This is a genomic window from Pseudogemmobacter hezensis (genome assembly GCF_013155295.1).
GTDB classification, from domain to species: Bacteria; Pseudomonadota; Alphaproteobacteria; order Rhodobacterales; family Rhodobacteraceae; genus Pseudogemmobacter; species Pseudogemmobacter hezensis.
Genome location: NZ_JABJXT010000008.1, coordinates 118,594 through 136,055, shown reverse-complemented (window position 1 = coordinate 136,055; position 17,462 = coordinate 118,594). Strand labels below are relative to the sequence as shown.

The following is a 17,462-nucleotide window of genomic DNA, read 5'->3' as shown; positions in this document are numbered from 1 at the left end:
TGTCGTGAACGGATTGCCAGGCCTGCTGGCAGCGCAGGCGGGTGCGCAGATAGCGCAGAACCGGGCATTTTGGCACATCTTTCCGCCCGAAGAGCCGCCCCGGCGGCGCAACCTCTTGTCAAGCAACCGTAATTTCCTGTTAAGTTTACAAATATGGAAATGTCGGGCGAAGAATGCCGGTCGAAGGCGGGGCATGAAGGGCGGAAGCATGACTCTGACAGGTGAGCGCGATGCGCGGGAGAATGCGGATGGCGCAGGGCTGGTTTCGCGTGACGCCGGCCCGGATGGGCGTGTCCTTTTGCTGGAAATCAACAATCCGCCGCTGAATGCCCTGACGCCGGCGATCCGGCAGGCGCTCTTTGACGCGCTGCAGGCAGAGATCATGGCTGCCGAGACCGAAAACCGTGCCCTGCGCCCGGTGGTGATTTCAGGCGCGGGTGGCTGTTTCTCGGCGGCAACCCTGGTCGAGATGGGCGCGGATGCGATCACGCCTGCGCCGACGCTTGCCGCAATCTGCGAAAGGCTTGACGCCTGGTCCGCCCCGGTGGTGGCCGCCGTGAATGGCCGGGCCGCAGGCCCCGGGGCCGAGCTGGCGCTGGCCTGCCATGCCAGGGTGGTCGCCAATGGCACGAAGATCATTTTCCCCGAGGCCGGGCTGGGCTTGCCGCCGATGGCGGGATCAAGCCAGCGGCTGCCCCGGCTGACCGGCCCGAAAGAGGCGCTGAACCTTTTGCTCAACGCCCGCACGATCAGCGCCGAAGAGGCGCTGGCGCTTGGCCTGGCTGATCAGGTGACCGAGGGTGACCCTCGTGCAGCCGCGATTGCCGGGGCGCTGCGCATGGGCGGGCCACGCCCGGTGATCGCCCGCGATGCGGGTCTGGCCGATGTGCCGGGATATGCCGCCGTGATCGCGCAGGCCCGCGAGACGCATCTGCGCAATCCGATGCCCGCGCCCGCGCGGATCATTGATTGCATAGAGGCCGCGCTTTACCTGCCGCCCGGCAATGGGCTGGCGCTTGAGGCGGTGGCCTTTGAGGATCTGCTGGCCAGCCCGGAAAGCCGGGGGCTGATCGCCGCCGCCCGGGCCGAACGCGCCGCGCATCTGCTGCCGCCAGAGATCGCCCGCCTGCAGCCCGAAGAGATCCGCGTGCTGGGGCTGGCCGGGGCCGGGCCGCAGCTGGCGGCGCTGGCTTTGCTGGCGCTTGGGCGCGGCTTGCGGGTGATCTGGGCTGCGCCCGAACAAGAGGGCGATATGGCCGCGCATGAGCGGATCACCGGCTGGGTGCGCGAGCGCCTGACGGCGGATATGCGGGCCGGACGGCTGACCCCGGCGCAGCTGGATTCGGATCTGGCCCGCTTTCAGACCCATCAGCCGATTGCCGCGCTTCAGGCGGCGGGGCTTTTGGTGCATGGCCGGGTCAGTGATCTGATCGACCGCATGCAGCGCCAGGTTCCGCAGATCGTGCAACTGGTGATCGGGGGCGCAAGGGGCAGGCCGGGGCTGACGATCGCGCCTTCGGGGCGGGTCTGTGAGATCAGCACGGCCGGCGCGGCCAGCCCGCAGGCGCTGGCGGCAAGCTGGCGGCTCTTGCGTGGTTTCGGGCTGCAGCCGGTGTTAAGCGCGGGGCTGCCGCAGATCGGTCGCCAGGTCGTGGGCGCGGGGCAGGCCGCCTTGCAGGCTATGCTGGGCATGGGGGTGCCGCGCCGCCTGCTGGCCTCGGTTCTGACCGGCTTTGGCCAGGAGATCCCCGATCTGCCAGACCCATTCGGCGAGGCCCCGCCGCGCGGTATGGAGGCCCCCGAGGTGCTGCACCGCTGGCTGGGCGCGATGGCGAATGAGGGCTATCGGCTGATCAGCGAGGGCGTGGTGCCCGGCACCCATGCGCCCGACGCGCCGGTGACGGTGCAAAGCGCGGTGCGGGCGATTGATTTCCTGATGGTGCATGGCCACGGATTCCCGCGCTGGCAGGGCGGGCCGATGCATCAGGCGGATCGTCGCGGGCCGATGGTTTTGCGCAGCGACCTCAGGCGCTGGCAGGGCGACGATGCCATCTGGCAGCCGAATCCGGTATTGGATCGTCTGGTCTCCAAAGGTGGGCGGCGGGCTGCGGCCTGAAGCCAGCTGAAAACCTTCAGCCCAGCGAGATCCCCAGGATCACCAGCGCAAGGCCCAGCACCGACAGCCCAAGCGAGGCGAAATTCACCGTGAACAGCTTGCGCAGCTCAAGGCGCATCTGATCGTCGCTGGCGCCTGAGCGGCGGATGCTCAGCCCTTTGATCACACACCAGACCAGCCCCAGCACGCCCAGAAGCGACAGGAAGGCCCCGGGCCAGATCAGATAGGTCATGCGCTGAAACTCCGCCAGTTTTTCACTCGCCCGCTGGCTAAACGCTGCGCGGGCCTGGCGCAAGGGGGCAGGCGGATCGCTGGCAGCGCTTGAATCCAGGGGGCTGGGCAGGCTATCTCTGCGTCTGAGGCAAATAATACGGCCAGAGCGGAGAGAAGAATGAACGACGCCTTCAATGTTACCGCAGATGAGCTGCGCCAGCTGATCGAGCGGATCGAGCAATTCGAAGCCGAAAAGAAAGACATCGCCGAGCAGCTGAAAGAGGTCTATGCCGAGGCCAAGGGCCGCGGTTTCGACACCAAAGCGCTGCGCAAGATCGTGTCTTTGCGCAAGAAAGATGCCAATGAGCGCCAGGAAGAGGATGCCATCCTTGAGGTCTATATGACCGCGCTCGGGATGAGCTGAGGCCGCCCGTCGTCAGGATCATTCAGTAAAAAAAACGGGGATCGCTGATCCCCGTTTTTCTTTATATGGCGCGGCTTTGTGCGCGGATCTGAATGCTGCGTCTTAAGAAGGCCAGCAGGAACATCGCGGTCAGCACCAGGATGATTGTCGCGGCGGGCGATGCGTCCAGCCAGAAGCTGGCCCAGATCCCGGTCATCATCGCCACAAAGCAGCAAAGCGAGGCCACGATCAGCATCTGGCCAAAGCGGCGGACCAGCAGGAAGGCAATCGCGCCGGGGGCGATCAGCAGGCCGACCGCCAGGATCAGCCCGGTCGCCGAAAGGGTCGCGACGATGGTCAGCGACAGGATCGCAAGCAGCCCGTAATGCAAGATCCCAACCCGCAGCCCCGAGGCCCGCGCCTGGGCCGGATCAAAGGCATGCAGCATCAGGTCTTTCCATTTGATCACCAGCGCCAGCGTCACAAAGCCCGCAATCAGCCCGGCGGTCCAAAGATCCTGGCTGCTGACCCGCAGCATATTCCCGAACAGGATATGGTCGAGATGGGCGTCGCTTTCGATCGAGGTGTAAAGCACGATTCCGGCAGCAAACATCCCCGAAAACACCACGCCCATCACGGTATCAGGCTTGATGCGGCTGTTTTCCGACAGCCAGCCGGTGGCAACCGAGGTGAACATGCCCGCGACAAAGGCGCCGATGATCAGCGGAAAGCCCCAGATATAGGCCAGCACGATGCCTGGCAGCACCGCATGACTGACCGCATCGCCCATCAGCGCCCAGCCTTTCAGCACCAGAAAGCATGACAGCAGCGCGCAGGGCACTGAAATCATGGCGGAAATCAGGAAGGCCTTTTGCATGAAGGGAAACTGGAATGGCAGCGTCAGCGTCTCGATCATTTCGCCACCTCTTCGCGCAGGGCCAGGGCCGCGCGGCGTTTCGCGGCCAGCAGCCCGTGTTTGGGGGCAAAGACGAAGACCAGCAGGAAGATCGCGGTTTGCAGGCAGACGATCACGCCCCCGGTCGCGCCATTGAGGAAATAGCTGATATAGGCGCCGACAAAGCTGGTGACGGTGCCGATGGCCACGGAAAGCGCGATCAGCCGCCCGAAACGGTCGCAAATCAGCCAGGCGGTGGCGCCGGGTGTCACCACCAGTGCAATCACCAGAAACGCCCCGACCGTCTGCATCGCAGCGACGACCGAGGCCGAAAGCAGCGTGAAGAAAATACCCTTCATCAGCCCCGGATGCAGCCCGACCGAACGCGCGTGGTTTTCGTCAAAGAACACCACCATCAGGTCTTTCCATTTTGCAATCAGCACCGCCAGGGTGACAAAGCCGATGATCGCCAGTTGCAGCGTGTCGCCGGGGGTGATCGCCAGGATATTGCCCATGGTGATGGTCTGGATCGAGACCGACATCGGGTTCAGCGAGACCATGAAAAGCCCCAGCCCGAAAAACGAGGTGAAGATCAGCCCGATCACCACGTCCGATTTCAGCCCCGTCCGGTCTGACAGAAACAGCATCGCCAGCGCCGCAAGGCCACCCGACAAAAACGCCCCAAGCGCGAAGGGCAGGCCCAGCATATAGGCCCCCGCGACGCCTGGCACCACCGAGTGTGACAGCGCATCGCCGATCAAAGACCAGCCTTTAAGCATCAGATAAGCCGAGAGAAATGCGCAAACGCCGCCCACCAGCGCCGAGACCCACATCGCATTCAGCATATAGGAATAGGTGAAGGGCTCCCAGAGGGTGGACATCACGGCTCTCCCCGGGTTTTGGTCTCATGGCCGTATTGCACCAGCGGGCGCTCATCATCGGTCAGGATTGAGACATGGCGCGGATCGTCATCGTCATGCAGCTGATCGCCCGAGAGGGTAAAGCGGCGCAATACGCCGCCGAAGGCCTCTTCCAGATTGTCATGGGTGAAGGTCTCGGCCGTGGGGCCATAGGCCAGAACCGTGCCGCGGACCAGCACCACCCGGTCGCAAAACTCGGGCACCGAGCCCAGGTTATGGGTGGAAACCAGCATCACCCGCCCCTCATCGCGCAGCTCACGCAGAAGGGTGATGATCTGTTCCTCGGTCTTCACATCGACGCCGGTGAAGGGCTCGTCCAGCAAGATCACCTGGCCATCCTGCGCCAGCGCCCGCGCCAGAAAGACGCGCTTTTTCTGGCCGCCCGACAGCTCGCCGATCTGGCGATGGCGGTAGTCGAGCATATTCACCCGCGCCAGCGCCTGATCGACCGCCGCCTTGTCCGCCGCAGAGGGGATGCGCAAAAAGCCCATATGGCCATAGCGCCCCATCATCACCACATCCTCGACCAGCACCGGGAAGGACCAGTCGACATCCTCGGACTGCGGCACATAGGCCACCAGGTTTTTCTTCAGCGCCTCGCGCACGGTCATACCCAGCAGCCGGATCTCGCCTTTGGCCAGCGGCACAAAACCCATGATCGCCTTGAAAAGCGTGGATTTTCCGGCCCCGTTCACACCCACCAGCGCCGTCACCGTGCCGCGCGGGATCCGGAATGCGGCATTGCGCAGCGCGGTATGGCCGTTGCGGTAGGTGACCGTCACGTCAGAGGCCGTGATGCCGCCGCCCGGATCACCGGCTGCTATGGCCTGGGTCTGGGGGGCTGGAGTTTGCGACATGATCTTCCTGGCTTTGCTGGAATGGTCTTAACGGGGAAACTCTGCCACGCGATTGCGCGGCAGAGAAGTGCTTTTGAGAACGAATCTCAGTTGGCTGCGCCTTCCAGCCCGATTGCAATGGTCTCTGACGTTGTTTTCAGCAGATCCAGATAGGTCGGCACCGGGCCATCTGCGGTGGAAAGGCTGTCGACATAAAGCACGCCGCCATAGGCCGCGCCGGTCTCACGCGCGACCTGCTCGGCGGGGGCGGTATTGACGGTGCTTTCGCAGAATACCACCGGGATATGGTTCTCTTTCACGCCGTCAATCACGCTGCGCACCTGTTGCGGTGTGCCCATCTGGTCGGCGTTCATCGGCCAGAGATAAAGCTCTTTCATCCCGAAGTCACGCGCGAGGTAAGAGAAGGCGCCTTCGCAGGTGACCAGCCAGCGCTGATCCTCGGGGATGGCATTGATGCGGGCGCGAAGGGGCTCAATCGCGGCCTTCAGCTGCTCTTTATAGGCGCTGGCATTGGCGGCATAGGTGGCGGCATTCTCGGGGTCCTGGGCGGACAGGGCCTTCTCGATATTGTCGATATAGATCAGCGCGTTATCCAGACCCATCCAGGCATGCGGATTGGCCTTGCCCTGATACGAGCCCGCCGAGATCGCAATCGGATCAATGCCATCGGTCAGGGTGGCCGAGGGGATGTCGCCCAGGTTCTCCAGGAACCCCGCGAACCAGAGTTCCAGGTTCAGCCCGTTCCACAGGATCAGATCGGCATCCATCGCACGAACCAGATCCTGGGGCGTCGGCTCATAGCCGTGGATCTCTGCGCCGGGGCGGGTGACCGAGACCACCTCTGCCGCATCTCCCGCCACATGCTGCGCCATATCGGCGATGACGGTGAATGTGGTCACCACCTTCAGCCTGTCCTCGGCCAGGGCCATGCCGCTGGTCAGCAAAAGCGCCGAAATGGTGGCGGCCGAAGCTCTCAGAAATCTGTTCATTGCTTGTCCTTCCTTGTTGCCTAGATGTAAATGCAAATCATTCTCAACTGTCAACCGCTGATTTTTGCGCCAAAGGGGCAGGGCTGTCGCATCTGGCCGCCAGAAATGTCGCAAATGGCGCAAAAGCGCCGCAAACACCTGGCGGTCTGCCTGGCCGCAGGAGTATCCCGTCACTAAGAGAGATCCAGGAGGATGAGATGTCGGATGTGACCGAAGGCCGTCGGGCGCGGGGTGGTGGTGCAGCACGGCGTGCAGAGCGCACCGCTGTCAGCTTTGAGACCGCCAAATTCATCAGCCGCAATATCCCGAATTTTGAGGTGCTGAACGAAGAGGCGCTTCAGATCATCGAATACAATGCCGAGACGGTGCTGGAAGAGATCGGCGTGAATTTCGTCGAGAACCCCGCCGCCCTGCAGCGCTGGCGTGAGGCCGGGGCCGATGTGCGCGGCGAGCGCGTGCATATCCCGCGCGGCCTTGCGCGCAAGCTGTGCTCGACCGCGCCGTCCAGCTTTACCCAGCACGCCCGCAACCCGGCCCGCAATGTCGATATCGGCGGCAACAGCCTGGTGCTGGCCCCGGTTTATGGCCCGCCCTTCGTGCGCGATCTGGAAGGCGGCCGCCGCTATGCGACCATCGAGGATTTCCGCAATTTCGTGAAGCTGGGCTATATGTCGAAATGGCTGCACCATTCCGGCGGAACGGTCTGTGAGCCGACCGATATCCCGGTGAACAAGCGCCATTTCGACATGCTGCTGGCGCATATGACGCTGTCCGACAAGCCCTATATGGGCTCGGTCACTGAACCCTCGCGGGCGCAGGATTCGGTCGATATGTCGAAGATCCTGTTCGGGTCGGATTTCGTCGATCAGAACACGGTGATGACGTCCCTCATCAACATCAACTCGCCGATGACTTTCGATGGCATCATGATGGGCGCTCTGGAGGTTTACGCCGCCAACAATCAGGCCTCGATTGTGTCTCCCTTTATCGTCGGCGGTGCGATGGCGCCGGTGACGGTGGCGGGCACGCTGACGCAGGTGCTGGCCGAGATCCTGGCGGGCGTGGCCTATAGCCAGCTGGTGCGGGCAGGCTCGCCGGTGATTGCGGGGGCCTTTGTGACCTCGATCGACATGAACTCGGGCGCGCCGACTTTCGGGACACCTGAGGCCAGCCATATCACCTATGGCACCGGACAGCTGGTGCGCCGTCTGGGGCTGCCGTATCGTTCGGCGGGGTCGTTCTGTGGCTCGAAACTGCCGGATGCCCAGGCGGCTTATGAAACGGCGAACAGCCTGAATATGGGGCTTTTGTCGGGCGTGAACTTCATGCTGCATGCCTGCGGCTGGCTTGAGGGTGGTCTGGTCTCATCCTATGAGAAATTCGTGATGGATGCCGATCAGCTGGGCGCTTTGCATGGCCTGGCCAAGGGCGTCTCGGTTGACGAAAACGCCCAGGCTATGGATGCGATCCGCGAGGTTGGTCCGGGCGGCCATTACCTCGGCTGTGCCCATACCCAGGCCAATTTCAAGACCGCCTTCTGGCGCTCGGACGTGCTGGATTACAAGCCGTTTGAAACCTGGGAGGAAGAGGGCGCGCGTGACACCGCGACGCTGGCCTCGCTGAAGGTCAAAAAGATGCTGGCCGATTATGTCGCGCCGGAACTTGACGCGGCAAAGCGTGAGGCACTTGAGGATTACGTGGCACGTCGCAAGGCCGAGATGCCCGACGCGTTTATGTAAGATATTGCGCCCGAACCGCATGACAGACAGGCCCGGCCATGGACAATGGCCGGGTTTTTCTCAGTGATCTGGCCCGTTCAGCCTGCCAGCTGTCTGGCCGCCACCTCAGGCCTGTGGCGGGGCGATAACCTCATCGCGCAGCGCCGCAAACGCGCGTCCGGACAGTTCCGCCAGCTGCTTATGCGCCACCACCTCAAACAGCACCGCGCGCTTGTTTTCGATGACGAGGGTGTAGGTTGCGCCACTTTGGGTGCCGATAAAGAAAAAGCCTCTGCCGATGCGCGGGTCACTTTTTTCACTGACACGGCTGGGAAATCCGACAAGGACGACCGGATCATTCGGAAAATTGCTCTGCGAGAAGTGCCAGGCGTAGCGCCCTGGCTTCCACAGGGTGACTGATTCCAGCAGCGGTGTGATCTGCGACATCGGTGCCCTGGTCACCCCACGGATCGCGTTATCCGGTTTTTCGCGGGCCAACAGCATGACCTGTTCGTCATCCACCAGTCCCAGCAATGGCCCTGCACTGGTTTCAAGGGACCAGAGCAGATCTGCTCCATGATAGCTGCCGCTCGTGATGCGTTTGATCTGAATGTAGCTGTCGTCAATCATCATGGCCGCCGCACAGGCCCGCAGCGCCCCAAGCGGGACCGAGCCCGCCTCGGCGTCGAGGGTGAGGATCCTCGCGGTCCGTTTGCGGGACTGGTAGAAGGGGTTGCGCTCGGGCAGGGCGGCAAGCAGCGCCTGCCATTTGGCGACAGGCAGGATCTCAACAATATCAGCCTGGCGCAGCCAGGTGTTCAGGTCGTCATAATAGCTGTCGCTGCCGATCTTGTAGAAGGCTTGGTCCAGGTCCTCCAGCGGGGCCGCCCGGTTTTGGAAGCCGTCTTGCAGCATGGCCTCTGGCAGATTGGCCTTATGCCAGGCCAGCGCCTGTTTCAGAATCGGGGTCAGCCCGGTGTTTTGGATCAGTGACAGGCCCTCAGAGGCAAGGACCGGGATATTGGCCTTGCCGGGCTGTTTGGCGCTATTGCCGAAAAACTGCGAATGGCCGCCGTTATTGACCTGCGCGATGTAGTAATCGGTCCAGTAAAGCCAGAACAGCTCTGCCGGGATTTCGGTGGGCAGGATCAGTGCCGCATGCATGGCGCTGTTGGCGAAATCAACCAAAGCTGCGGCAGCGGCATAATTGGGCGCATCAGGGGCGAATACGGTTTCGGGCAGACTGATTTTCGTGATCAAAGGCCCGGCGAACTGGCCCGCCGCCCCTTCATGTTTACCACCTTTGCCTGCAGCAGCTGGTGCCGCTTTTTTCCCGAACCATGAAAACATAGATCACCTCACTCATTAACGCGCCTGGCAGAAATTGGGCCCCCCGAAACTGGGCCACTCTCTGGTTGCAGGTCGAATGCGTCAGATTATTGGCCGGATTGCGTAAAACCTGCTTGGGAGGTGGTTTTATTCTTGCCCGGGCGGTGTCGGACAGGCCCCGAAAGGCCTGCCCCCCGGTTCGTTTCCCGGTTCGGGCTCCGGTCAGCCGGGCACGGCTTTGGGCTGCAGCAGACGAGTTTCCGCGATCAGGGCGACCAGCACCTCGATATGGTCGGAAATCGCATAGGTCGAATGGCCGCTGCGGCGGATTTCCTCCAGCCGGGCCTCGGTTTCAAACAGCCGCGATATGATGCGGTCAGAGCGATTTTCATGCGGAGCCAGGCGTTTCAGCACGCTCGCCCTGCGATAGTCTTTCAGTGCAAAGCGCACGGCGCGCATCAAAAGGCCTGGTCTGCGGATTTCGGAAAGGGCTGCGCGGAAATCGGGCATGTCTGGCTCCTTCTGCGGTTGAGAAGGGCAGTCTTGCGCAGAAAATGTTGCTGTTGCGCTGCATGGCGATTCATCGTTCGCCTTGGTTCAGACTGTTTAGGGTTTGGAAACAATTATGGACAAATCGTAACCAGTTAACGCCTGAGTAACCATGTTCCCGCTAAGCTGCCCGATACCTCAGCCGGATGTTCTGAACAGATGATGGAACAGACCACAGACTTTGACCCCATGGTTTCGCTGCCGGATCTGCCCGGCTGGGTGCCCGAACCAGTCAGGCTGTATCTTGGCCATACCGAAGAGGGGATATCGCTCAGGGCGCTGGCGCGGGCGCGGGGGGTGCATGCCTCGACCGTGATGCGACAGGTCAGGCGATACGAGTGCCGCCGCGACGATCCGCTGATGGATGCAGCTCTCAGCCTGCTTAGTCAGTCGGTGCGTATTCCCTCTTCCCCTGACGGCCAGAAGGTGCCCCAAAGCATGACACCCATCCCCGCGCAACCCCTGTCCCACACCGTCAGCCCGGCCCGGGCAGCTGCATTGGCCGCAGCCCCTGCAGGTCGGGGTGCTGCGTTACATCACGAACCTCTGTCGCCCGAAACTCAGTCCCCTGAAACCCTGCCGGATGAGGGCGAGCTGGGCCGTGAGGCCTTGCGGATCCTGCGCCGTCTGGCAGAGCCGGGGGCAGTTCTGGCCTTTGCAAATGACATGGAAAAGGCCGCCGTGCTGCGCGAATTGCCCGATGGGCGCACCGTCAGAACGGCGGTGCTGGAACGCGGGATCGCCCAGGCCTTTTGCCTGCAAGACTGGATCAGCTGCCGCAAAACGGGGCGGATCTCGACCTATGGCATCACCCAGGCCGGGCGGGCCGCATTGCGGCGCCAGATGGATGAGGGGCGCGCCGCATCCGGGGGCGCGGCAACGGGCCTTTCCGAGGCAGCAGCCCCCTTCACCACACCGCATCGCGCCTATGTCGAGCGCAGCATTCCCAGCGATGAGGGACCGCGCCGCACCCGTTTCAATACCGCAGAAAGCCCGGTCGCGGTGCTGGGGCGGCGGCGCGAGAAGAATGGTGAACTCTTCCTCAGCCATGACCTCGTCGCCGCGGCCGAGCGTCTGCGCGAGGATTTCGAGCTGGCGCAGATGGGGCCACGTGTGGCGCAAAACTGGGAGAACTTCCTCACCGCCGGTTCGCGCGGCAGCTTTCAGAGCGGCGCGGGGCCGGCTGAGGGGCCGGGCCGGGCGCGGGCCAGGGTGGCGGCTGCTCTGGATGATCTGGGGCCGGGGCTGGGGGATATTGCGCTCAGGGTGTGCTGCTTCCTGGAAGGGGTCGAAAGCGCCGAGCGGCGGATGGGCTGGGCAGCGCGTTCTGGCAAAATCGTGCTGCGGATCGCGCTTTTGCGCCTGCGCCGCCATTATGATGAGACCTATGGCCGCTCTGGGCCGCTGATCGGCTAGGCGCGGGCCGCTTAGCGCCGACAGAATGAAAAACGCGCGCCCTTTGGCAGGGCGCGCGTTCATGTCGTAGCTGAGGGCTGCTCAGTCAGCGCGGGTCAGGCCGATCTTATGGACGATGCCCGCCAGGGCCCCCCCGACCAGCGGCGCCACGATGAAAAGCCACAGCTGGCTGAGGGCCGCGCCGCCCGCAAAGACAGCCGGACCGATCGAGCGGGCCGGGTTGACCGAAACCCCGGTCACCTGGATGCCGACCAGGTGAATGCCGGTCAGCGTCAGACCGATGGCCAGCGCCGCAAGGATGGTCGAGGCGCCGGGTTGGGTCGCGCCCAAAATCACCGTCACAAACACGAAGGTCGCCACGATCTCAAAGACCAGCGCCGAGGTCATATTGAACTTGCCAAGATAATTCTCGCCAAATCCGTTCGAGCCAAGCGCATATTCCCCCATCACGAAGCCGGCCTTGCCGCTCATGATCAGGTAGAGAACCGCCGCGCCAAGCACCGCGCCCAGGACCTGGGCGATGACATAGGTCACGAAATCTGCGGGTGACATTTTTCCGGCCAGCAAAATGCCAAGGCTGACGGCGGGGTTAAGATGGGCGCCGGAGATCAGGCCGATCCCATAGGCCGCCGCAACGATCGAGATCCCGAATGCCAGCGAGATCCCGGTCAGACCGACGCCCTCAAGGCCGTTCGCCCCCGCAATCACCGCTGCGCCACAGCCGAAAAATACAAGGATGAATGTGCCGATAACCTCGGCTGTAAACTTTTTGGACATTGTCCCTCCTGGTAGCAGGGCCGGGGACAACCCCCGGCAAATCCTGAACAGTGGCCCCTGGGGATGTGTTCATGCACAATCCGTTGCCTTGGGGCCTGTTAATGTCTATGTTCATCCAAAGCCCCGGAAAAGGGGGAAAAAGCCAGAGGCCATGCCATGCGCGATCTGAAAATTCCCGACCAGCGGCACCCCGAAAAGGCGCATCGCCCTGATCAGGAACAGCCGAAGAAACCATCCTGGATCCGGGTGCGCGCCCCAAATTCCGAAGGCTATAAGAAAACCCGCGACATCATGAAGGAAAACCGCCTCGTCACGGTCTGTGAAGAGGCGGGCTGCCCCAATGTCGGCGAATGCTGGAGCCAGGGTCACGCCACCATGATGATCATGGGCGAGATCTGCACCCGGGGCTGCACCTTTTGCAATGTGGCGACCGGAAAACCGCAAAACCTTGATGCCTTTGAGCCAGGCCGCGTTGCGCATGCGGTGCAGAAGCTGGGCCTGAACCATGTGGTTATCACAAGCGTGGACCGCGACGATCTGGAGGATGGCGGGGCCGAGCATTTCGCCCAGACCATCCGCGCGGTGCGCCACCGCTCGCCCGGCACCACGATTGAGATCCTGACGCCCGACTTCCTGAAATGCGCCCCCGCCGCGCTGGAGAAGGTCGTCGAGGCGCGTCCCGATGTGTTCAACCACAATCTGGAAACCGTGCCCTCGCTTTACCATGAGGTCCGCCCCGGTGCCCGTTACTTCCACAGCCTGCGTTTGCTGCAGCGCGTCAAAGACCTTGATCCCTCGATGTTCACCAAATCGGGCATCATGGTCGGGCTGGGGGAAAAGCGCCATGAGGTCTTGCAGGTCATGGATGACATGCGCTCGGCCGATATCGATTTTCTGACCGTTGGCCAATATCTGCAGCCCACGCCGAAGCACCACCGGGTGGCCGATTTCGTGACCCCGGATGAGTTCGCATCCTATGAAAAATCGGCGCGCAACAAGGGCTTCCTGATGGTCTCGGCAACGCCTCTGACGCGCTCGTCCTATCACGCGGGCGAGGATTTTGCGCAGCTGCGCACGGCTCGCCAGGAGAAACTGGGCCGCGTCTGAGACTGCCTTGCCTGATTTTATAGCAGTTGGCCGTTGTCTGGCAGGCCCTGGGCAGCTGATTTTTTCCTGAAATGACTGCAGGCCCGGGGGCTGCTGCTTTGGCAGTTTTCCCTGGCCTGTTCTTTGTCTAGAACGCAGCGAAAGGCCGCCGGTTGCCCGGGCGCGGCCAGACCACCAGGGGGCAATGGCCCCGCAAAAGGACCACACCGATGAAGATGATACCGCTCGGACGCTCTGGCCTGACCGTTTCGGAATATTGCCTTGGCACCATGACCTGGGGCAGCCAGAACACCGAGGCCGAGGGCCATGCCCAGGCCGATCTGGCGCTTGAGCGCGGCGTCACCTTCTGGGACACGGCTGAGATGTATCCCGTCAACCCGGTCCGCGCCGAGACCGCCGGGCGCAGCGAGGAAATCATCGGCACCTGGCTTGCCAGCCGGGGTCAGCGCGACCGCCTGGTGATCGCCACCAAAATTGCGGGCAAGGGCCAGGTCATCCGCCCTGATCAGCCGATTGACGGCAAGGTGATGCGCCTTGCGGTTGAGGATTCGCTGCGCCGCCTGCAGACCGATTACATCGACCTTTATCAGCTGCACTGGCCCAATCGCGGCAGCTACCACTTCCGCCAGAACTGGGACTATGCGCCGACCGGCATCGACCGCGCCGCCGAGACGGCGGCGATGACCGACATCCTGACCGCAGCCCAGGCGCTGATCGCCGAGGGCAAGATCCGCGCCATTGGTCTTTCGAATGAAACCGTCTGGGGCACTGCGCGCTGGCTGCATCTGGCCGATACGCTGGGCCTGCCGCGCATGGTCAGCAGCCAGAATGAATACTCGCTGCTCTGCCGTCAGTTCGACACTGACCATGCCGAGCTGTCCCTGATCGAGGATGTGCCGCTGCTGGCCTATTCGCCGCTGGCCACCGGGCTTTTGTCTGGCAAATATGCGGGCGATGTCACCCCCTCTGACAGCCGCCGTGCCGTGGTGCCCACCCTTGGCGGCCGCATCACGCCGCAGGTGTTCCCGGCGGTCGCCGCCACCCTGGGGGTTGCCGCCCGCCATGGGCTGGATCCGGTGCAGATGTCGCTGGCGTTTTGCCGCAGCCGCCCCTTTGTCACGCTGCCGATCATCGGCGCGACAAAGCTCGCCGATCTGGAAACCTGCATCGACGCCGCCGCACTGACGCTGTCGCCCGAGGTGCTGGCCGATATCGATCAGCTGCACCGCGATCACCCGCGCCCGTTCTGAGGCGCCCGTCCTGAGGCGCGGGGGCATTGGCACGGGGGTATTGCACGGGCTGGCATTTCGGCCCGGCTTTCGGCCAGTAGTCAGGCCCTCGGCCAGGCGGATGTGACTTGTTCCTCTGCGGGTTTCAGGTCAGTCTCTGGCGCAATGACATAACTGGGCAGGAACGGCAGGGCAGCCGATGAAAGTGATCTGGTGAGCGTGTTCGGAAATCGTATTTCGCAGCTGCTGAGTGCGGCGGTTCTGGCCTTTGGTCTGTCGGCCTGCCTGCCGGGCTTTGGTGGCGACAAAGGTGAGGGCGGCGCAGCCGGTGGCGGTGGCACGGCGGGCTCTGTGCTTACCGGGGGCGCGATTGAGGCAACGCCGCTGGATGCGCCTGGCCCTGCGACCGGCAGCGCCGCCCCCACATCTGATCCCGCATCAGATCCTGCGCCAAATGCGGCAACAAATGCAGCTGGCCCATCTTCTGCACCTGCCGAAGCGCCCGCGGCAGCTGCCCCGGCTGAAAAGCCGGCGCAATCCTCCGCGGCGGCAGGTGTTGCAGCCGGGGAGGCTACAGGGGCGACCGATGCCGAAGGGGCTGCCTCGGCGACAGAGGCCCCAAAAGCCGCCGCGGCCGACTCTGAAACCCGTAAAAGCGAGGCCTGGCTTGCCTGTGAAAAGCGCAAGGGCATCTGGGCCGCTGCCGGAAATGGCATGTATTCCTGCGTGTCCAGGACGAAGGATGGCGGCAAAAGCTGCACATCATCCAGCCAGTGTTCGGGGCAATGCCTGGCCCGCTCGGGCACATGCTCTCCTTTTGATCCGCTTTTCGGCTGTAATGAGGTTCTGGACGATTCCGGCCGGAGGATGACGCAGTGCATCCAGTAATCGCGGGATCAGCAACAGAGGCGGGCGCAGCCACAAAGAAAAAGCGGCGCGGCTTATTTCAGCGGCATGCAGGGAGGACAGGGCTGTGGCTGGCAGCTCTGGTGCTGGCGGCCTGTTCTGCGCAAAAGCCCGCAGATCAGACGCGCTCATTCCGCAGTCCAGGTGCTGACATCTGGTCGGCTGCGGCCTTTTCGCCAGCTGGGATCGCCGGGGGCTGGCATCAGGTCGCGGGCTTTTCCGAGGGGGGCGGCCAGGGCTGCCGGGCAGGGGCTGCCGAGTTCACGCAAAACGGCGCGGCGGGCCTGAACATCCGGGCAAGACTGTGCCTGAACGGGCGCGAAGTCAGCGTCTCTGGCCCGGTAACGCCGGTTGGTCCGGGACGGCTAAGCGTGCCGGGCATGGGCGACTGGTGGGTGATCTGGGTCGACAGCGGTTATCGGACGCTGGCCATCGCCACCCCTGATGGCAGCTTTGGCTTTGTGCTTGATCGCGGCCAGATCCCGCGCGACAGACTGCGTGCAGCGGCCGAGATTTTCGATTTCAACGGCTATCGCCGCGATATGCTGCTGCCCTTCTGAAGGGGGGCAGCGGCCTGAAGGGGGCAGCGGCATGGGACGATGCGGGGCGATGCTGGCCTCAGGCGCTGCCTATGCGGCGAAAACAGGGGCAGGGGCCGGAATTGTCGAAAAACGGCACCCCGGGTTGCTGACCGCCGCGCAAAAGGTTGCTGACCTCGGCCAGAACGACCTCTGTGATAAAGGGCAGGTCCAGCTGACGCGCCTGATCCAGGCCCAGCCAGGCCAGATGCGAAAGCTCATCTGACGCATCTGAGAAATCATCGGGATCCCCCGCCAGCGCCGCCGCATCTGCCAAAAAGAACCGCGCATCAAAACGGCGGCTGCGGCCAGGCGGGGTGATCGCACGAAAGACAAAGCGCATCGGCGCCCCGCCCGGATACGGGCCAGTGTGAGGGCCAGTCTGGGGGCCAGTGTGGGGACCAGTGTGGAGGCCAGCCTGCGGGCTAATCTGCGCGCCAGTCTGTGGGGCTGATCGCAATACGAGGCCGGTTTCCTCATGCAGTTCGCGCAATGCGGCGGCCACCAGACGTCCGGGCGCAACGCCGCCCTCAGAAAGCCTGGTCAGACATTGCGCAGTCAGGCCGGCCAGATCATCCTGCCCGCTGTCTGACGGGTCCAGCGCCCCACCTGGAAAGACGAATTTTGAGGGCATGAAGGCGGCCGCCGCCCCGCGCTGGCCCATAAGGACGCGGGGGGCGGCGGATTTTCCGGTGCCGTCATCGCGGCGGATCAGGATGACAGTTGCCGCGTCGCGGATCTCCTCAGCCCTGTTCATCGCTTGCGCTCGTCAGTCTCGCTCATTCGGGCCGAAACCATGCATGCGCCGCGACCATTGCAGGCCAACAAACGCCCCCTTGACCCGGGGCAGCAGGAAAAGACAAAGCGCCACACTCGCCACCGACATCAGGACGGCGGTGATCAGCGGGTCCGGGTTCCAGCGCGCATAGATCGCCAGCATCAAAGGCCCGATCACATGGCCAACGATCAGGATCGTCACATAGGCCGGGCCGTCATCGGCCCGCTGATGGTAAAGCTCTTCGTTGCAGACCGGGCAATGGTCACGGACTTTCAGATATGACGACAGCATCGGCCCCGCGCCGCAGGCGGGGCAGCGGCAACGCCAGCCGCGCAGCATCGCATTGCGCAGCGGCCGCTCTGGCAGGCTTTCGTGCTGGCTGTCCTGTCCGGCAAGCAGCCCGATCGGGGCAGCAGGATTTTCAGTATTGCTGATGGTCATGGCTGGCTCTGCGCCTTTCTGATTCTCTTCCCTGCCTCTAATCTAGGCGGCCTAAGACGTATTTTACAGAGAACTATCGTCGCAGGGGCTGCACATGGGCTGTACAGGGGGCCCCACCGGACATGGGGGCGCGCTCTGGGCCGGGTCTGACACGTTTTTCACTTTTCATGACAGACATGCGACGGAAACCCCTTTGCGCCACGTATCATTTGCAAGAGCAGAGGGGCGCTTTGCTTATGGT

At 63.2% G+C, this 17,462-nt stretch carries 18 protein-coding genes; 8 read left to right on the top strand and 10 right to left on the bottom strand.

Features of this window, described 5'->3' with window-relative positions; genetic code table 11:
* Positions 1 to 208: 208 nt before the first annotated feature.
* Positions 209 to 2,116: an enoyl-CoA hydratase/isomerase family protein gene (locus tag HOY34_RS10895; RefSeq protein ID WP_172362686.1), complete on the top strand. Its 1,908-nt coding sequence runs from the start codon at positions 209 to 211 to the stop codon at positions 2,114 to 2,116.
* 16 nt (positions 2,117 to 2,132) lie between these two features.
* Here HOY34_RS10895 and HOY34_RS10890 read toward each other — a convergent pair whose 3' ends face one another.
* Positions 2,133 to 2,348, bottom strand: a complete 216-nt coding sequence (locus HOY34_RS10890; protein WP_172362684.1) for a hypothetical protein — start codon at positions 2,346 to 2,348, stop codon at positions 2,133 to 2,135.
* Positions 2,349 to 2,507: 159 nt separating this feature from the next.
* Here HOY34_RS10890 and HOY34_RS10885 point away from each other — a divergent pair, with 159 nt between their 5' ends.
* Positions 2,508 to 2,753 carry a DUF2312 domain-containing protein gene (locus HOY34_RS10885; RefSeq protein ID WP_172362682.1) on the top strand — a complete coding sequence of 82 codons (246 nt, stop codon included), beginning with the start codon at positions 2,508 to 2,510 and terminating at the stop codon, positions 2,751 to 2,753.
* Between the two features lie 61 nt (positions 2,754 to 2,814).
* On the opposite strand, the gene HOY34_RS10880 is transcribed toward HOY34_RS10885, so the two are convergent.
* The 4 genes from HOY34_RS10880 to HOY34_RS10865 form a co-directional block, all read right to left on the bottom strand.
* Positions 2,815 to 3,648 carry a metal ABC transporter permease gene (locus tag HOY34_RS10880; RefSeq protein ID WP_172362680.1) on the bottom strand — a complete coding sequence of 278 codons (834 nt, stop codon included), beginning with the start codon at positions 3,646 to 3,648 and terminating at the stop codon, positions 2,815 to 2,817.
* Positions 3,645 to 4,508, bottom strand: a complete 864-nt coding sequence (locus HOY34_RS10875; RefSeq protein WP_172362678.1) for a metal ABC transporter permease — start codon at positions 4,506 to 4,508, stop codon at positions 3,645 to 3,647. The genes HOY34_RS10880 and HOY34_RS10875 overlap by 4 nt, the downstream gene beginning before the upstream one ends.
* Complete coding sequence (locus tag HOY34_RS10870) at positions 4,508 to 5,404, bottom strand: manganese/iron ABC transporter ATP-binding protein (protein ID WP_172362676.1); 897 nt, start codon at positions 5,402 to 5,404, stop codon at positions 4,508 to 4,510. Before HOY34_RS10870 ends, HOY34_RS10875 begins: the two co-directional genes overlap by 1 nt.
* 86 nt (positions 5,405 to 5,490) lie before the next feature.
* A complete protein-coding gene (locus HOY34_RS10865) occupies positions 5,491 to 6,393 on the bottom strand; it encodes a metal ABC transporter substrate-binding protein (RefSeq protein WP_172362674.1) in 903 nt (300 codons plus the stop codon).
* 197 nt (positions 6,394 to 6,590) lie between these two features.
* Between HOY34_RS10865 and HOY34_RS10860 the strand changes: the two genes are divergently transcribed.
* Positions 6,591 to 8,132: a trimethylamine methyltransferase family protein gene (locus HOY34_RS10860; protein ID WP_172362673.1), complete on the top strand. Its 1,542-nt coding sequence runs from the start codon at positions 6,591 to 6,593 to the stop codon at positions 8,130 to 8,132.
* 105 nt (positions 8,133 to 8,237) lie between these two features.
* Here the strand turns inward: HOY34_RS10860 and HOY34_RS10855 are convergent, their stop codons facing one another.
* Both HOY34_RS10855 and HOY34_RS10850 read right to left on the bottom strand, forming a co-directional pair.
* On the bottom strand, positions 8,238 to 9,461 hold the full coding sequence (locus tag HOY34_RS10855) for a DMP19 family protein (RefSeq protein WP_172362671.1): 1,224 nt from the start codon (positions 9,459 to 9,461) through the stop codon (positions 8,238 to 8,240).
* A gap of 201 nt (positions 9,462 to 9,662) precedes the next feature.
* Entirely contained in the window at positions 9,663 to 9,950 is a 288-nt protein-coding gene (locus tag HOY34_RS10850; RefSeq protein WP_172362669.1) for a DUF6477 family protein, read from the bottom strand.
* Positions 9,951 to 10,151: 201 nt separating this feature from the next.
* Here HOY34_RS10850 and HOY34_RS10845 point away from each other — a divergent pair, with 201 nt between their 5' ends.
* Positions 10,152 to 11,405 carry a DUF6456 domain-containing protein gene (locus tag HOY34_RS10845; RefSeq protein WP_172362667.1) on the top strand — a complete coding sequence of 418 codons (1,254 nt, stop codon included), beginning with the start codon at positions 10,152 to 10,154 and terminating at the stop codon, positions 11,403 to 11,405.
* Between the two features lie 81 nt (positions 11,406 to 11,486).
* Here the strand turns inward: HOY34_RS10845 and aqpZ are convergent, their stop codons facing one another.
* Positions 11,487 to 12,182, bottom strand: coding sequence for an aquaporin Z (gene aqpZ, locus HOY34_RS10840; RefSeq protein ID WP_172362665.1), 696 nt, complete (start codon positions 12,180 to 12,182; stop codon positions 11,487 to 11,489).
* Between the two features lie 156 nt (positions 12,183 to 12,338).
* Between aqpZ and lipA the strand changes: the two genes are divergently transcribed.
* From lipA to HOY34_RS10820, 4 genes are all read left to right on the top strand, one after another.
* Positions 12,339 to 13,289, top strand: coding sequence for a lipoyl synthase (gene lipA / locus HOY34_RS10835; protein WP_172362663.1), 951 nt, complete (start codon positions 12,339 to 12,341; stop codon positions 13,287 to 13,289).
* Positions 13,290 to 13,498: 209 nt separating this feature from the next.
* On the top strand, positions 13,499 to 14,539 hold the full coding sequence (locus HOY34_RS10830) for an aldo/keto reductase (RefSeq protein WP_172362661.1): 1,041 nt from the start codon (positions 13,499 to 13,501) through the stop codon (positions 14,537 to 14,539).
* Between the two features lie 192 nt (positions 14,540 to 14,731).
* Positions 14,732 to 15,406, top strand: coding sequence for a hypothetical protein (locus tag HOY34_RS10825; RefSeq protein ID WP_172362471.1), 675 nt, complete (start codon positions 14,732 to 14,734; stop codon positions 15,404 to 15,406).
* Positions 15,407 to 15,507: 101 nt separating this feature from the next.
* Positions 15,508 to 15,984 (top strand): lipocalin/fatty acid-binding family protein, encoded by a 477-nt coding sequence (locus HOY34_RS10820; protein ID WP_366926947.1) that lies wholly within the window; start codon positions 15,508 to 15,510, stop codon positions 15,982 to 15,984.
* 58 nt (positions 15,985 to 16,042) lie between these two features.
* On the opposite strand, the gene HOY34_RS10815 is transcribed toward HOY34_RS10820, so the two are convergent.
* Entirely contained in the window at positions 16,043 to 16,759 is a 717-nt protein-coding gene (locus HOY34_RS10815) for an NUDIX hydrolase (RefSeq protein WP_172362659.1), read from the bottom strand.
* Positions 16,760 to 16,771: 12 nt separating this feature from the next.
* A complete protein-coding gene (locus HOY34_RS10810) occupies positions 16,772 to 17,119 on the bottom strand; it encodes a DUF983 domain-containing protein (RefSeq protein WP_253944393.1) in 348 nt (115 codons plus the stop codon).
* Positions 17,120 to 17,462: the final 343 nt, after the last annotated feature.

Bases quoted from the DNA above. Each gene is read 5' to 3' on its own strand.
- HOY34_RS10850 (WP_172362669.1), bottom strand. From the start codon at position 9,950: ATGCCCGATTTCCGCGCAGCCCTTTCCGAAATCCGCAGACCAGGCCTT.
- aqpZ (WP_172362665.1), bottom strand. From the start codon at position 12,182: ATGTCCAAAAAGTTTACAGCCGAGGTTATCGGCACATTCATCCTTGTA.
- HOY34_RS10895 (WP_172362686.1), top strand. From the start codon at position 209: ATGACTCTGACAGGTGAGCGCGATGCGCGGGAGAATGCGGATGGCGCA.
- HOY34_RS10810 (WP_253944393.1), bottom strand. From the start codon at position 17,119: ATGCTGCGCGGCTGGCGTTGCCGCTGCCCCGCCTGCGGCGCGGGGCCG.
- HOY34_RS10865 (WP_172362674.1), bottom strand. From the start codon at position 6,393: ATGAACAGATTTCTGAGAGCTTCGGCCGCCACCATTTCGGCGCTTTTG.
- HOY34_RS10885 (WP_172362682.1), top strand. From the start codon at position 2,508: ATGAACGACGCCTTCAATGTTACCGCAGATGAGCTGCGCCAGCTGATC.
- HOY34_RS10880 (WP_172362680.1), bottom strand. From the start codon at position 3,648: ATGATCGAGACGCTGACGCTGCCATTCCAGTTTCCCTTCATGCAAAAG.
- HOY34_RS10830 (WP_172362661.1), top strand. From the start codon at position 13,499: ATGAAGATGATACCGCTCGGACGCTCTGGCCTGACCGTTTCGGAATAT.
- HOY34_RS10815 (WP_172362659.1), bottom strand. From the start codon at position 16,759: ATGAACAGGGCTGAGGAGATCCGCGACGCGGCAACTGTCATCCTGATC.
- HOY34_RS10890 (WP_172362684.1), bottom strand. From the start codon at position 2,348: ATGACCTATCTGATCTGGCCCGGGGCCTTCCTGTCGCTTCTGGGCGTG.
- HOY34_RS10860 (WP_172362673.1), top strand. From the start codon at position 6,591: ATGTCGGATGTGACCGAAGGCCGTCGGGCGCGGGGTGGTGGTGCAGCA.
- HOY34_RS10855 (WP_172362671.1), bottom strand. From the start codon at position 9,461: ATGTTTTCATGGTTCGGGAAAAAAGCGGCACCAGCTGCTGCAGGCAAA.
- HOY34_RS10845 (WP_172362667.1), top strand. From the start codon at position 10,152: ATGGAACAGACCACAGACTTTGACCCCATGGTTTCGCTGCCGGATCTG.
- lipA (WP_172362663.1), top strand. From the start codon at position 12,339: ATGCGCGATCTGAAAATTCCCGACCAGCGGCACCCCGAAAAGGCGCAT.
- HOY34_RS10875 (WP_172362678.1), bottom strand. From the start codon at position 4,508: ATGTCCACCCTCTGGGAGCCCTTCACCTATTCCTATATGCTGAATGCG.
- HOY34_RS10870 (WP_172362676.1), bottom strand. From the start codon at position 5,404: ATGTCGCAAACTCCAGCCCCCCAGACCCAGGCCATAGCAGCCGGTGAT.